This is a genomic window from Aminobacter sp. P4_D5 (assembly GCF_056401815.1).
This window is the reverse complement of sequence record NZ_JBFUIP010000053.1, coordinates 18,817-35,123: the sequence shown is the minus strand read 5'-3', so window position 1 is coordinate 35,123 and position 16,307 is coordinate 18,817. Positions and strand designations below refer to the sequence as shown.

Sequence of the window (16,307 nt, the reverse complement as noted above, 5' to 3'; positions counted from 1 at the left end):
ATTCCAAGCGGCGCAAATGACAGCCTGATCTCCCCCCTTGTGGGGGAGATGTCCGGCAGGACAGAGGGGGGCGCGAAGGTGCTAATTCTGGTCAGCATCGTCTGCCCCTCAATCCTTCATCGACTGTTCGCGCAGCGCATCGGCGAGAAGGTTGAGGCCGAGCACGAAGGACATCAGCGCGATTGTCGGCGGCAAAGCCGGGTGGATGAAGGAGCGCAGCAGGCGGCTCGCGTCCTTGATCGCGGTGCCCCAGTCGGGACTTTCGGGCGCGAGGCCCAGTCCGAAATAGCCGAGCGTGCCGAGCAGGATGGTGGTGTAGCCGATGCGCAGGCAGGCATCGACGATCAGCGGCCCGCGCGCATTAGGCAGGATCTCCCACAGCATGATGTACCAGGGCGTCTCACCGCGTGTCTGGGCGGCGGCGACATAGTCGCGCGTCTTGATATCCATGGTCAGGCCACGAACGATACGGAACACGCCGGGGCTGGAGGCGAAGACGACGGCGACGAAGATGTTGAGCTGGTTGGGCTCGATCGAGACGATGCCGAACGGGTCGGCATTGAAGACAAGGCCGGCATAGATCCAGCCGCCAAACAACAGCGTGATGCCGAGCAACAGATAGATGCGGTCGGGCCGGGCCTTGAAGCGGGTGTAAAACAGCACGGAAAAGAAGATGATCGGGAACAGGAAAAACAGCCCGGCCAGTGCGTAGGGTATGGGCGTGTCCATGATTCCGGGCGTGACCAGAAGGTAAAACAGCAGGATCACCGGGAAGGCCAGAACGAGGTTGGCGAGGAACGACAGGACGGAGTCGATGCGACCGCCATAGTAGCCCGCCGGGAGGCCGAGCGTGATGCCGACCATCAGCGCGAACATGGTGGCGGCGGGTGCGATGATCAGCACGATCTGGCTGCCATAAACCACGCGCGAAAAGACGTCGCGGGCGAGCTTGTCGCCGCCGAACAGGTAGATCTGCTTGGACGCCGGCTCGATGGCGCCGGGCAGCGCGTCCTTCATGATCGGGATCTGGGCGAGCGGATCAAACGGCGCGACCTTGGCAGCGAAGATCGCCGTGAACAGCCAGAAGAAGCAGATCGTCACGCCTGCTATTCCGACGCCGGAATCGAAGAGCTGGCCATAAAGGCCGAGATGTTTGCGGAAGTTGAAGCTGGCAACCAGCACAATGGCCAACGCCAGCCATACCGGCCAGAAGCGGGCGAGCACGCCGAGGAAGACCTGGAAACCGCCGATATATTCGATCTGCATGCGGATCTCCTACTGAACCCGGATGCGGGGATTGAGATAGGCGTAGCCGACATCGGAGATCAGCTGCGTAACCAGGACGACGAAGACCGAGACCAGCGAGCAGCCGAGCAAAAGGTCGATATCGTTGTTGCCGGCGGCTTCGACCAGCGTGAAGCCGAAACCCTGATAGCGGAACATCGTCTCGACGATCACTACACCGGTGAGCAGCCAGGGGAACTGCAGCATGATGACGGTGAATGGCGCGATCAACGCGTTGCGCAGCGCGTGCTTGACCACGACATTGCCGAATGAAAGCCCCTTGAGCCGAGCGGTGCGGATATATTGCTGGGTCATCACCTCGACCATCGAGGCACGGGTCATGCGGGCGATATAGCCGATGCCGTAGATCGCCATGGTCATGACAGGCAGGGTGAAATTGTAAAAGGTGATGCCCTGCGAAGTGGCGCTCGCGGCCGAGCCATTGAACCAGCCCAGCCACGAGGCGAAGATGACGGTGAAGATGACGCCCGAGACATATTCGGGCGTGGCCGTCGTTGCGATCGAGGCAACGGACAAGGTCCGGTCGGTGCGCGAGCCCTCGCGCATGCCGGCCAAGATGCCGATCAGAAGCGCTATCGGGACCATCGTCACCATCACCCAGAACATCAGGATGCCGGTGGCTCCGAGTGCCGGGAACAGCTTTTTGGCCACCGGCGCCTTGAATTTGGTCGAGCAGCCGAAATCGCCTTGCAGCACGCCGGAGAATTGCGGCACCGAAGGTTCGTTGCAGAAAGAGAAGCGCGGCACGGCCTGGCCGGTCGCCGGGTCGATGTTCGGTTGCTTCGGCATCACGCCGAGCCATTGGCCGTAGCGGACGAAGAAGTTCTGCCGATAGCCGTTGCGCTGCAGCCAGCTTTCGAGCTGCTCTGAGCTGGCGCGCATCTCGGTCTGGCTGATCGCCAGTTTCTTCAGGTTCGGATCGAGGTTGATCAGGAAAAAGACGACGAGCGTCAGGCACAGCATCGTCAGCCCGATGGTCCCGAGGCGTCTGAGGATGAATGAAAGCACTGTTGTCGCCCCCTGCCTGCTGGGTTGGGCTCTGTATCAGGCGCTCCCGGCATGACCGGGACCGCCTGGCGAACAGCGGGAGGGACGCAGAGGTCCCTCCCCTCAACAGTGGACGGCTTAGGCCTCCTTGTCGAGCCAGACCCGGTAGAAGTCGTGCTCGTTTGTCGGGTGCATGCCGTGGTTCATTACATATTTGGCGGAGTGATTGAACAGCGACCGCCAATAGGACTGGATCAGGATACCGGAGTCCTGAAGGATCTGCTCGAGATCCTTCATCAGCAACTTGCGCTTCTCGACATCGGGCTGCGCCGTGGCTTCGGTCAGCTTCTTGTCGAAATCCGGATTGGCAAATGCGCTTTCGTTCCAGGCTTCGCCCGACTTGTAGCCGAGCACCAGGATCTGCACGCCAAGCGGGCGCATGTTCCAGGTTGTCATCGAGAAGGGGTACTTCGTCCAGTCGTTCCAGAAGGTCGAACCCGGAAGCACTGTGCGCTTGACCTTGATGCCGGCCTCGCGGATCTGAGCCGCAATGGTGTCGCCGGTATTCTTGTGCCAGTCCTCATCCGTGGTGATGAGGTCGTGCTCGATGTCGCCGACGCCGGACTCGTCGTGCAGCTTCTTGGCGCCTGCGATATCGCGGGCTTTCTTCGGCAGTTCGACATATTCCGGATGGATCGGCGATACGTGATGGTTTTCCGCCACCGATCCACGGCCACCATAGCCCAGTTGCAGAACGGTCGCGTTGTCCACTGCCATCTGAAGCGCGTTGCGGACTTTCTGGTTGTCATACGGCTTGTTGCTAACGTTCATGCGCGCCACGATCGTCGCAGCGGTATTTACCTCCGACTTAACCAGGCCAAGCCCATCGAGAATGTCGACATAGTCGGCCACGGTTTCATAGTTGGTGTCGACCTCGCCCGCTTCGAAGGCGTTGACGGCAGCGGACGGATCAGGGCCGTAGTCGATGAACTCGACGCCGTCGAGATAGGCTTCACCGCCCCACCACTTGCCGTTTTCGCGCCGCTTGAGAATGGCCTTCGAGCCGACATCGTAGGAAACCAGCTCGAAAGGCCCGGTGCCGATCGGATGGCTGACAAGGTTGGAGCCGTTCTTTTCGAAGTCGCGGTGGACGATGATGCCCGGATAGTCGGACACGCCGGGAATGAAGGTGATGTCGGGCGCCGGGAATTTGATAGCGATGGTGTAGTCGTCGACCTTGGTGATGGCGCCTTCCTTGGCCTTCTTCGTCGCCGGATCGACAAGCGCGCCCATGCGGGCCGCCATCGAGTTGCCTTCGGCAGCACCGTCACACCAGCGCAGCAGGTTGAACATGACGTCGTCGGCGTTAAACTCGTCGCCGTTGTTCCAGGTCGCACCCTTGCGCACATTCAGCTTGTACTCGGTGGCGTCGTCGTTGATTTCCCAGCTTTCGAGCAGGGCCGGCTCGAATGTGAAGGTGCGGGTGTATTTGACCAGCGGCTCGAGGAACTGACGCGTGACATTGGCCATTTCCGGCCAGTCGTAACTGCGCGGATCCTTCTGATCCTTCACGAACATCGAAACGCGGATGACACCGCCTTTCTTGGGCTCCTGCGCCAAGGCCTCGCTCGGCGCGACCAGCCCCAGCATGCCGTAGGCCATCGCTGTCGTGGCGCCGAAGGCGCTCGCCAGGGCCAGAAACTCGCGGCGGTCCATTTCGCCGGTCCCGGCGCTCTTGGCCAGCTCACGGATGTGGCTGGGAACAAGATCTGAGTTGCTCTTGTAGAATGTCATTTCCGTCTCCCATTGAAGTGGCCTGTAACGTTACCATTCCGCATCCATTTCCCGTTGTCAAAACGGTTGGATGTCGTCGTTCCCGGAACCAAGTCTGCAATTTTGGGAGGGGGGCAGTTCGCGCGATAGCGACAAAGTTGGCGCAAAAATGGTAATGCGCGCCGGATTCGCTGGAATCTTCGCCTTTGCTAATTTACCTGCGTTCCAACAATCAACGACAGTGCCACGACACTTTGCTGATGATGTCAGAACCGGCTGTCTGCCGGCTCAATATTCACGTTCGTAGAAGATGCCGCCCTTGGCTTCGCCGGCGTCCGTGGCCTGGCCACGCAGCTTGACGCCACGGCCGACATTGAGGTCGATGGTGGCCTTGCCCGAACCCGGCTTGTCGCCCGCCTCCAGTGACAAATAGGTGCGGTCGTTCAGATACTTGCCGACAGCAACTGACGTTTCGCCCTGGTCGTTGGTCCTGATGTCGAGATCATCGACGCCAAGCGTCGCGCGCAGGCTCGACAGCAGCGAGGTGGAGCCGCCGATGCCGGCCATCTGGGCCGCCGCTTCGGCCAGCTGGGCGATCTGCAGGGGCGACAGGTTCGACATCGAACGGCCAAAAATCAACCGCGCCAAAACTTCGTCTTCAGGCAGAGCGGGCACCGAAGAGAAGGAAAATTTCGGGTTGTTGGCCTCACCGGTGACGGTGATGGTGACGGTCGCGTCGCCGGCGGTTGTCTCGGCGGCGAAATTGATCGTCGGTACCAGCGAACCGGAGAATCCGACCGAACCCCTGGTGAAGTTAAGCCGCTTGCCCAGGATGGAAAGCCGGCCACGCTTGAGCGTGAACTCGCCGACGGCCTGCGGAGCGGCGGACGAACCCGACAGGCGCAGCGTGCCGCCGAGCTCGGCGTCGAGGCCGCGGCCCTGGACGAATATCTGGCTGGGCGCGTTGATCGTGACATCGAGGACGAGCGCTCCGGTGCCGCCGCTGGCCTGGGTCGGCGGACGCATCGCTTCTTGCTGCGCCACAACGGCCTTGGGAGCGTTCTTGTGCTTGACGTCGACGGCGGTCAGCGAACCCGGGAATTTTTCGGGGATGCTGATGACCGTACGAGCGAGATTGATGGTGCCTGAAAGCACCGGTGCCTTCGTCAACGGGCCCTTGATGGCGATGTCGCCACCGAGATTGGCCGTGACCACGCGGCCGTCGGTGTAGCGGCCATCGGTGAGCTTGACGGTGATATCCGCCGGGAAGCCCGTGGAGGCATCGGTGCCGACCGTACCGCTGGCCGTAAGCTGGCCGCCGGTCGACAGCGACCCGGTGAGCCGGTTGATGCGGGCAACGCCTGCGGCGATACCGACGTCGAGATTGATGTCGTTGATGGCAATGCCCGACTGCGCCATCAAAAGCCGTGAGCCCGATGCACGCACACTGCCGCTGATGACAGGCGATGTGGCGGGGCCGCGCACCTGGACGTTGACGTCGGCTGAGCCGGTCAGTGCCATGCCTTGGGCCGCAAGCGTGCGGGCGAGGAACGAGAACGGCACTGGACCAGCGAAATTGAGATCGAGTGTGACCGGTGCATTGGTGACGACTGTGCCGCCGCCCTTGAGCGCCAGGCCCGATCCGTCGCCGATGGTCGACTGGAAGGTGAGCCGGCCGCCGGCAAAGGTGCCGGTGGAGCCGATATTCATGGGACCGAAGCCGGCCCCCATAGTCTGCGAGGTTGCAGCGCCTGTCACGTCGAGGTCAAAGCCGACAGTCGGGTTCGCAGCAGCACCTGAGACCTTGACCGTACCCGAGATCGAACCGGCAGCGCCGAGACCTGGCGAGAACGAGTTGGCGAGCGATGCCGGCACATTGGCTAGCGTCGCATCGAGATTGAGGGCCGAACCGGCGGTGCCGGAAATGGTTGCGGTGCCGCCGCCGAGGTTCAGCGCCAGACGGTCGAGCGTCGTTGTGCCGCCCGCGATCGAAACCGTGGTCGGCCGGGAGAGCGCCGCGCGGATTCCGCGCATCGTCGCCTCGCCCGAGGCAAGCTCGATGGTCGTCACACCACCCGCCAGCTTGACGCGACCGGCAGCCTTTGCCGGAATGTCGGCCACGGTGGCGCCACCGGAGAAGCCGGTCCACTCGCCGTCGCGCTTGAGGTCGACAGCGACGCCAGAGATGACGGTCTTGCCCGAGGTTACCGACTTGGCCTTGATCGTGCCTGAGATCGCCGGTGCCTTGAGATAGTTCAGGATGTCGGCGTTGATCGCCACGTCATTGGCGGCGAGGTCGCCGCGCTTGAGCGAGCCGGTGGTCGCGTTGACCGTTACCTGGGGGATGTCGCCGCTGCGGGTGAAGTTGATCTTGCCGCGCACGTCACCTTCAGCAGTTTCAAGCGCGAGGGCCGCAAGCGGCCCGATGTCGGGCATGTCGATGGTGATCGTGCCGAGCGGCACGAAACCCTGGTCGAGCACGAGGTCGCCGGAAAGCTTGTTTTGCCCAAGCGACAGCGACAGGCCCTTGATCTCGCGCCTTCCATCGGCCGTGCGCAGCACGGCATTGCCTTGAAGCGGCTGGCCAGCGACATCGCCGGTGAGTGCCACATTGGCTGCCGGATTTGCCGGATCGATCTTGCCGGTTGCCGTTAAATTGAGCCCTGTGATTTCGCGCGCAGCCGCTTCGATGCGGTCGCTGGTGACGGTAAGCGAGACGTCGGGCGCGGTGCGCGCGCCCTTGGCGGTGAGCGCGAAATCGATGGCGCCCTTGGCCTGCTTGGACAGCAGCGAAACGTCGGCGAAGGAACCCTTGAGATCGGCGTCGATCTCACTGCCCTTCACGCGCGCGGTGCCTTGGGCCTTCAACGCGCCTGAGGTGAGTTCGATGGCGTTGGCGGCGAATGCACCTTCCGCGTCACGGCTTGCGGTCGCCGAAAACTGCGTCCGCTCGGCCAACGCAATGCGAACACCAGCCGGCAGTGCGCTGGACAGCACGTCGGCCTTGAGCCCGAGTTCGAGCGCGAGATCGGCCAGGTTCACCTTGGCGTTCATCTGGCCGTTGAGCGCATCCGAGCGGATGGTACCTTCGTCGACGACGATTTGTGTCTTGCTGATCGACCCCGCCATGTCGACGGACACGCGCCCTGCAACCAGTGGTGCCAATGTGGCGACATCAGTCTTGAGTTCTGCCACACCCAGCTTGATCGCCACCGGGCCGCTGCGCCCGGCGATGTCGAAGGCATCCGAATGGGCTGACGCCACGATGTCGCGAAGTTCCGAGTTGCCCGCGATGACCGAGACCAGCGAGGCGCTGAAATCGATGGCCGGGGCCTTGCCATCGCCAAGCGCACGCAGGCTGGCGGCATTGATGGCGACCGTGACCGGCTGGGCGTCGCTGCCGAGGCTGAGCACGATGGGCGCGCTGTTGGCCTTGACGTCGAGCGACAGATCGGCGGCACCTTCAGGGTTGAGCGAACCGGCGGCAGTTGCGGTCAAGGCGCTGCTGGCAATTGTGGCGCGTTCGATGTCGATGCCGCCAGTGGTCGTCCTGGTGCCGGCGACGTCGAAGGTGGTGTTGCCGGCCAAAAGCGGCTTGAGCATCGCTGGAACAAAATCTTCGAAAGCGCCGTCGCCCTTGGCTGAAACAACGTTGCCTTGGTYGGTCAGCTGATGCGTGCCGGAAATGCGGGTGACGACCTTGCCGTCGACGGTAAACGTGCCGTTGCCGCTCCAGTTGGCGGCAGGCCCCTCGCCCGACACGATCAGTTCGACGGCCGGCTGGTTGGGCAGTTTCAGGATGTTGGCGATGATGCCGCCTGCAGGCTCGGCAGCGCGAATATTGAGCGCGATGCGATTGTCGGCGGGCGCAAACGCGATATCGGCATCGACAACGCCTTCCTTGCCGTCGCTGCGCGCGATGTTGAGCTTGGTTTCGATGCCGAGCGGCGAACGGTCGGCGCGCAACATGCCCTTGGCGGCAAGTTCGGCGATGCCGGTGCCAGCGAGCGCTTCGCCCAGCGCGATTTCGGGCAGGTCGATTTGTTTGACGTCAACCGAAACCGGCAGCGAAAAACCGCCGCTGCTGCTCTGCTTCTTGGCGCCGGCGGCAGGCAGCCGCGCGACCTCGATGCGATCAACAGCAACCTTGTCGGCGCGGAAGGTGCGCGAAAACAGCGCCAAGGGCGACCAGTCGACCGAAACGCCGCGCAATGCGAGCCATGCGCCCTGACGGTCTTCGATCACCACATTGTCGAGCCTGAGACTACCCGACCAGATGCCGTTCAACCCGCTCAGCTTGATCTTCTGATCGTCGGTGGAGGCAACTGACGAAATCAGCCCGGCAAGGTTTTCGCGGCCCTTGGACGTCAGCGTGAAGACAGCGGTGGCACCGACCACGAAAGCCAGAACGACTGCTATCGCGATGCGGAGGATGCGCAGGATTTTCTTCAGCATAACCATCGCGATCAGAACGCCTGGCCAACGCCGGCATAGATGCCGTAGCTCGGATCGTCGGGGCCGGGATTGAGCGGCACTGCCACGTCGACGCGCAGCGGGCCGAAGGGCGTGAGGTAGCGGACGCCGATGCCGGCACCCACGCTCACGCTGGAGAAATCGGGGAACTGCTCGGCCGAAACGGTGCCAGCGTCGATGAACGGCACGATGCCGATCTTGTCGTTGAGCGCATAGCGGATCTCGACCGAGCCCTCGGCGTAAGACAGGCCGCCGGTGGGCTGGCCGTTGAGATGCGGGCCGATGCCCTGATAAGCGTAACCGCGCACCGAGCCGCCGCCACCCGCGTAGAAGCGCCGGTCGGCGGGAACTTCTTGCAGGCTGGCGCCAAGGATCGACCCGATCGCGGCGCGCCCCGCGAGCACGAAGCGGTTGTTGGGGCCGAGCCCGTAATAGGTCGATCCCTCGCCCTTGAGCTTGACGAAGGCGTTGCTGTTGAGCGCATCGTAGGTCGGCTCGGCATAAGCGAGCGCGCGAAAACCACGTGTCGGGTTCAACTTGTCGTCGCGGTTGTCATAAGCATATTGGAGCGGCGTCGAGACAAGCAGATAGCGCTGGCCATCGGGATTGAGCGCGTCCTCGATGTCGGAATATTCGACGGCCAGCTCGGCCGACAGCGTCTGCTCCTTGGTCAGCTCATACGAGACGCCCGCATTGCCTTTGATCGAAAAGATGTCATAGGCGTCAGGATGTTCGTAGGACACCTTGGCACTGGAAAAGAACTTCGAGGCTGGCCCGATGACGCCTGGCTTTTCGAACATGATGCCGGCATTGTAGTTGAGCTTGTTGAGCTCCATCGTGTCGCCGATGCGGCCGATCGAGCCGCCTATCCGCAGCTTTTCGGCATGCCCAAACAGGTTGCGGTGGCCCCAATAGCCCTCGACGCCGAAACCTTCGGTGGTGGAGTAGCTGGCGCCGGCGCCGAAATAACGCATCTTGCGTTCGCTGACGCGGACGCCGATGGGGATCTCGCCGGTAGGATCGAGCGCAAGCGCCTCGTTGATCGACACCGAGCTGAACACGTCGAGCGCCAAAAGCCTGCTGCGCGCGTCGTCGATCTCCTTGGGCGAATAGCGGCGGCCGCGTTCCAGCCCGGTCATGTAGACGGTGAAGTCGCGGTCCACGGCCTCGGTGCCTTCGACCGTCGTTGCGCCATAACCCGCGATCGGGCCAGCGGCGACGTCTAGGGTGACGTCGAGCGTAGTGGTGGCATGGTCGGCGACGATGGTGCGGTTCGTCACCTTGGCGAGCGGCCTGCCCTCTTCCTTGAGCGCGCGCACGATTTGGGCTTCCGCCTTCAAGATCGCATCCGAGCTGGCATTGCCGCCAGCGATCAGGCCGAAATCGGCGCCCCTGATATTGGCGGCGTCACCCTTGAGCACGACGTCGCCGAGCGTGAACATCGACCCGGGCTGGATGGTGACCGTCACCGGGATCGGCTGCGGGCCATTGAAGACGGCGTCGGGTGCGAGGTCGTCGAGCGACTTGCCGGCAATGGCGATCTTGACCACGCCATCGTAGCGCGCCTTGGAAAACAGTGCCGCAACCAGCCGCTCGCGGTCGTTGCGCGCCTTGGCGAGCAGGCCGAGCGAACCGGAAACCGGACGATCTTCCTCGCCTTTCAGCAGCGAGGCCTTTTCGAGTGCGGAGCGCAAATCGTCGTCGGCGCCAATGACCTCGAAAGTGACGGCATAGTCGAGCGGATCGACGATGTCGGTATCTTCTTCCTTGGCCGAGCCCCACAGCCTGATGCCGAAGATTTCGAAGGCCGATGCCTTGTGCATTTCAACGGCGAGAATTGTCGTCGACAACAGCACAGCCATCGCCGCGCGCGAAAGCACGCGGGCGGTGGTTGATCTGTCGAATCCACGCATACGCCGCAAAAACATCAAGCCAAGGTAACTCCCAATCCTAAAATTGGAATGAAGTTTATGGCTTTTCGTAAAGCAGCCACATTCGATATGTCAGAATTCCTTGGGCAAATGAATGACATCCGGGACAGGGATTCGGGTGTGTTCATCGGGGCGATCCGCATGGCAGGGGCAATACCATGCACAGCGTCCAAGACAAGTATTAAGAAGCGGGCTTAGCCTGTAAGCTGGCCGTGTCGACAGTGCGGCGGCAAGTTCGAACATGTCGCTTTGAGCGGCGATGAGTGTGTTGGAGGGACATGAATATGCGTGCGGCTCGGGTTTTTCCGGTATTCGTTCTTCTCTTTTTGGGTTTGGTATCAGGGGCTGCGGCAGTCGAGGCACGCCGCGTCGTGACCACCGAAAACAGCGATTACTTCGGTTTCGACCTGCGGTCGGAGCAGAATGTGACGCTCGACCAGTGCCAGACATCGTGCCTGGGTGACCAGTCTTGCCGCGCCTTCACCTACAACACCAAGGCGAAATGGTGCTTCCTCAAGTCCGACTTCGCCCTGATCAAGCCATTTGCAGGCGCAGTCGGGGGCAAGGTCGTGCCGGTCAATGGCGAGCCCGACATCGGCGCGCCGGCCGAACTGTCGTTCTTCCCGGCCTCGATGGCCGACGAGGCACGCCAGTACCGCAAGGCATTGACCAATGGCTCGGTGGTAACAGGCGACGAAGGCCTCGCGGCGCTGACCGATGGCGGCGACAATTCAATGCTGCAGGGCGACCCACGCACGGCGATGCAGAAATTCCGCGCCGCAGCCGCGATCCTGCCCGACGACGCAGCGATCTGGACGCGCCTTGCGCGCGCCACGGCCGCCGTGCAGCCGATCAATGGCGAAGAAACAGCATCGCTGCAGAGCGACGCGACGTCGAGCGCCTACAACGCCTATCTTTTGTCGCGCAACGCAAAGAACCGCGCCGACATACTGTCGATCCTGGCCGCTGGCCTTGACCGCCGCGACATGTTCAGGCCTTCACTGCAGGCCTATGAGGCGAGCCTTGCGCTCGACAATTCGGCTTCCGTGCGTGCCACATACGAAGACCTCAAGGCGCGAAAAGGTTTCCGCGTCGTCGAGCACTCCATCGACGCCGACACCACCTCGCCGCGCGTCTGCGCCCAGTTCTCGGAAGAGTTGGTCAAGACGGGTGTCGTCTACGCGCCTTTCGTCACCGTCGACGACGCGGCGCCCAAGAGCGTCGAGGCCAAGGACAAGCAGATCTGCGTCGAAGGGCTCGAGCACGGCCAGCATTACCGCGTGACCTTCCGCTCCGGCCTGCCAGCGGCCCTCGGCGAGGTGCTCGCAGCACCCGTGGTGCTCAGTGTGTATGTCCAGGACCGCGCACAATCGGCCCGCTTCACCGGCGACAGCTTCGTTCTGCCCTCCTCCGCCCGCCGCGGCATTCCTGTCGTCACCGTCAACATGGAAGCTGCCGACATGAAGCTTTATCGCGTCGGCGACCGTTCGCTGGCACAGCTTTTGTCCGGCTACCAGTTCCTGCGCCAGCTCGACGGCTATGACGTTTCCAACATCGCCGACCAGATGGGCGAGCCGGTCTGGGAAGGCCAGTTGGCGATCGTCAACGAGCTCAACAAGGAGGTGACGACCTCCTTCCCGGTCGATGAAGCGCTGCCCAACCGCAAGCCCGGCGTCTATGTGCTGACCGCGCAACCCGTCGACGACAAGAGCGACACCTGGGCGACCAAGGCGACGCAATGGTTCGTCGTCTCCGACATCGGGCTGTCGACCTATACCGGCCAGGACGGGCTCAACGTCTTCGCCCGCTCGCTCGGTTCGGCCAAGCCGATCGCCGATGCCGAACTGACGCTGCTTGCCCGCAACAACGAGATCCTCGGCACCGCCAAAACCGACGCCGAGGGCCGTGCCACCTTCACCCCAGGCCTGACCCGAGGCGAAGGTGGCCTGGCGCCGGCCGTGCTAATGGCAAAGCAGGGCGACGCCGATTTCGTCTTCCTCGACATGACCCGTGCTGGCTTCGACCTGTCCGACCGTGGCGTCACCGGCCGCGCCGCACCTGGCGCGCTCGACGTCTATGCCTGGACCGAACGCGGCATCTACCGCGTCGGCGAAACCGTACATGCCGCAGCTTTGGCGCGCGACGACGCAGCCAAGGGCGTCGACAACCTGCCGCTGACCTTCATTTTCACAAGGCCCGACGGCGTCGAGGACCGACGTATCGTCAGCCAGGGTGGCAATGCCGGCGGCCACGCCGTCGACCTTGCGCTATCGAGTGCGGCCATGCGCGGCACCTGGACGCTTGCCATCCACACCGACCCCAAGCAGCCAGCCGTCGCCAGCCAGATGTTCCTGGTCGAGGACTTCGTGCCCGACCGCATCGAATTCACGCTGACCGCCGACCGCAACGAGATCGCGGCCGGTGAAACCGCCACAGCCACCGTCGACGGCCGCTTCCTCTATGGCGCACCTGCCGCCGGCCTCGCGCTCGAAGGTGAGGTGACGCTGTCGACGAAGCGCGAATGGGATGCCTTCAAGGGCTTTTATTTCGGCCTCGCCGACGAAGAGCAAGGCGAAGCCACCCGCATCCCGCTGACCGACCTGACTGTCGTCGGCGATGACGGCAAGGCGACCTTCCCCGTTTCGGTCGGCCAGCTGCCCTCGACGACCCGCCTGGTCAACGCTGCACTCACGGTGCGCATGCGCGAAAGCGGAGGCCGCGCCGTCGAAGAAAAGCTCGACATCGGCATCCGCCCGCAAGCCACCATGATCGGCATCCGCCCCGACTTCTCGGGCGAGGAAGTGCCGCAGGGCGGCACTGCCAAGTTTAGCCTGATCGCCGCCGAGCCCGACGGCAAGCGCGCGGCACTCGCCGGCGCCCAGTGGTCGCTGGTCAAGGTCGAGCGCAATTACCAATGGTACCGCTCGGGCAACAGCTGGAACTACGAGCCGGTGACCTTCACCAAGTCGGTGGCGACCGGCCAGATCGACCTCACCGCCGATGGCGAAGCCACCGTTTCAATGCCCGTCGACTGGGGCCGCTACCGCCTCGAGGTCGAGACCGCCGATCCGGCGGGCTCGGCGACAAGCTATGAGTTCGACGCCGGCTGGTATGTGTCGGCGACCTCGACAGAGACGCCCGACGGCCTCGAAGTCGCGCTCGACAAAGAGACCTACAGAGCAGGCGAAGTGGCAAAACTTCAGGTTTCGCCCCGTTTTGCTGGCGAACTTCTGGTCACTGTCGGCGCTGAAAAGCTGCTGAAGACCGTCACCGCCAGCATTCCCGAAGGCGGTGCCACCGTTGACATCCCCGTCGGCGAAGACTGGGGTGCCGGGGCCTATGTGACCGCCACGCTCTATCGCCCCGGCGAGGCGCAGGAATCGCGCATGCCGGCACGCGCCATCGGCCTGAAATGGCTGGCCGTCGATCCCGCCGACAAGAAACTGAATGTCGCGCTGGCGCTTCCCGAAAAGACCGTGCCGCGTCAGACACTTTCGATCCCGGTTTCGGTGACGGGGGCCGCGGCTGGCGAAAAGGCCTATGTCACGGTTGCGGCCGTCGATGTCGGCATCCTCAACCTGACCAACTACAAGGTGCCGGACCCCGAAGGCTGGTATTTCGGCCAGCGTATGCTCGGGCTCGAGCTGCGCGACCTCTATGGACGCCTGATCGACGGTTCGCTGGGCGCCATGGGCAAGCTGCGCACCGGCGGCGATGGCGCTGCACTGACCTCGCAAGGCAGCCCGCCCAAGGAAAAGCTTGTCGCCTTCTTCTCCGGCATCGTCGAACTCGACGCCGACGGCAAGGCGACTGTCGATTTCGACATCCCGCAGTTCAACGGCACTGTGCGCGTGATGAGCGTGGCCTGGACCAAGACTGCTGTCGGCCACGCCACAGGCGACGTCATCGTACGCGATCCGATCGTGCTGACGGCCGGCATGCCACGCTTCATGGCGCCGGGCGATTTCGCTGAAATGACGCTCGACATCACCAACACCGATGCCCCGGCTGGCGACTATTCGCTCGCTGTCGAGACGTCAGGGGACCTGTCGACCGGCGATGCCGCCCTGCCCGAAAAAGTGACGCTTGAGCCAGGCAAGCGCCAGACGCTGTCGATCCCGCTTATGCCACTGACGGCGGGAACCGCAGGGCTGACCATCCGTCTTGCCAACGCCGATGGGCTCGAAGTCGAGCAGGAACTCTCCTTCCCGGTGCGTCCCGGCCAGTTGCCGGTGACCACGCGCATGGTGGTGGACCTCAAGCCGAATGCGTCGCTGCGCATCGACAAGGAGCTGCTGGCCGCAAGCCTGCTCGACGATGCCCATGTCAGTGTCGGCGTGTCGCTGGCGTCTGCCTTCGACGTGCCGTCATTGCTGATGACGCTCGACCGCTACCCCTATGGCTGCGCCGAGCAGACCACCAGCCGGGCACTGCCGCTGCTTTATGTCAGCGAGCTCAGCGCCGACAACGGCATGGCCGACGATCCTGAACTGCGCGGGCGCATCCAGGACGCGATCTACCGCGTGCTCAACTACCAGTCGTCTTCGGGCAGTTTCGGCCTGTGGTCGCCCGGTTCCGGCGACCTCTGGCTCGACGCCTATGTCACCGACTTCCTGACAAGGGCACGCGAAAAGGGCTTCGACGTACCTCAAGGCGCGATGATGCAGGCGCTCAACAACCTGCAGAACGCCATCGGCTACGACGTCGATGTCGAGGATCGCGGCTCGGAGATCGCTTATTCCCTCTATGTGCTGGCGCGCAACAAGAAGGCCTCGGTCGGCGACCTGCGCTACTTCGCCGACTCCAAGCTCGAAGCCTTCACCAGCCCCATGGCGGTGGCGCAGCTCGGTGCTAGCCTTGCACTTTACGGCGATGGCCAGCGTTCGGAAAACCTGTTCGGGGCGGCCCTGCAACTCGCCAAGGCGACGCCCGAACACGATTGGTACCGCTCGGACTATGGCTCGCGCCTGCGCGATGGCGCGGCCATGCTGGCGCTCGCCGCTGAAAGCAAGCCGTTGCCTTCGGTGGTGCCCGCACTGGTCAAGATGGTGGCAGCGGACCGCGCTTCGGCACAGTGGACCAGCACCCAGGACAACGCCTGGATGCTGCTTGCGGCGCGGGCGCTGAAAGCCGGAAACGAGGCGATTTCGCTCGATGTCGACGGGGCCACCCACTCTGGGGCCTATTCGCAGCGGGTCGGAGGCGCTGATCTCCTGATCAACCCGATCGTCATCGCCAACAAGGGCAAGGATGCGCTTCAGGCGGTGGTGACGACAGTCGCTGCTCCGGCACAACCTTTGCCCGCCGGCGGCGACGGTTTTGAGATCGCCCGCACCTACTACCGTCTCGACGGCAGCGAGGCCAATGTGACGGAGGCCCAGCAGAACGAGCGCTTCGTCGTGGTGCTCAAGGTCAGGGAGTTCAACGACTGGGCCTCGCGTATCCTGGTCTCGGACATGCTGCCGGCCGGCTTCGAGATCGACAATCCGGGGCTAGTCAACAGCGCCAGTTTGTCGAACTTCTCCTGGCTGGAACAGACGGAAGCCGCCCATCTCGAATTCCGCAACGACCGCTTCGTCGCCGCCATGAACAGCGGCGAAGGCTCCAACCAGGAGTTTACGCTGGCCTATGTCGTGCGCGCGGTGACGCCTGGCGTCTACATGCACCCGGCGGCGAGCGTCGAGGACATGTACCGGCCGCAGTTCTCGGCACGGACGGCCACCGGCATGATGGAGGTGAAGGCGGAATAAGATGTCTGCTTTCAGTTCAGCATCGACGTCGGCGGGAGGGTTCGCGCTGCCCCTCATCCGCCTGCCGGCATCTTCTCCCCGTGAACGG

The 16,307-nt window shown here is 63.2% G+C and carries 6 protein-coding genes; 1 reads left to right on the top strand and 5 read right to left on the bottom strand.

The window, feature by feature from the left end:
• Positions 1-108 precede the first annotated feature (108 nt).
• From AC1DWF_RS13945 to AC1DWF_RS13925, 5 genes are all read right to left on the bottom strand, one after another.
• Positions 109-1,266 carry an ABC transporter permease gene (locus AC1DWF_RS13945; RefSeq protein WP_476787941.1) on the bottom strand — a complete coding sequence of 386 codons (1,158 nt, stop codon included), beginning with the start codon at positions 1,264-1,266 and terminating at the stop codon, positions 109-111.
• A gap of 9 nt (positions 1,267-1,275) precedes the next feature.
• The gene (locus AC1DWF_RS13940) at positions 1,276-2,313 is read right to left on the bottom strand and encodes an ABC transporter permease (RefSeq protein ID WP_476787940.1); all 1,038 of its coding nucleotides are present in this window, start codon (positions 2,311-2,313) and stop codon (positions 1,276-1,278) included.
• A gap of 117 nt (positions 2,314-2,430) precedes the next feature.
• Positions 2,431-4,086: an ABC transporter substrate-binding protein gene (locus tag AC1DWF_RS13935; protein ID WP_476787939.1), complete on the bottom strand. Its 1,656-nt coding sequence runs from the start codon at positions 4,084-4,086 to the stop codon at positions 2,431-2,433.
• Positions 4,087-4,353: 267 nt separating this feature from the next.
• Positions 4,354-8,520, bottom strand: coding sequence for a translocation/assembly module TamB domain-containing protein (locus tag AC1DWF_RS13930; protein ID WP_476841779.1), 4,167 nt, complete (start codon positions 8,518-8,520; stop codon positions 4,354-4,356).
• Between the two features lie 11 nt (positions 8,521-8,531).
• Complete coding sequence (locus AC1DWF_RS13925; protein WP_476804208.1) at positions 8,532-10,451, bottom strand: autotransporter assembly complex protein TamA; 1,920 nt, start codon at positions 10,449-10,451, stop codon at positions 8,532-8,534.
• 296 nt (positions 10,452-10,747) lie between these two features.
• On the opposite strand from AC1DWF_RS13925, the gene AC1DWF_RS13920 reads away from it, so the two are divergent.
• Complete coding sequence (locus tag AC1DWF_RS13920) at positions 10,748-16,219, top strand: alpha-2-macroglobulin family protein (protein ID WP_476804207.1); 5,472 nt, start codon at positions 10,748-10,750, stop codon at positions 16,217-16,219.
• The last annotated feature ends 88 nt before the right edge of the window (positions 16,220-16,307 follow it).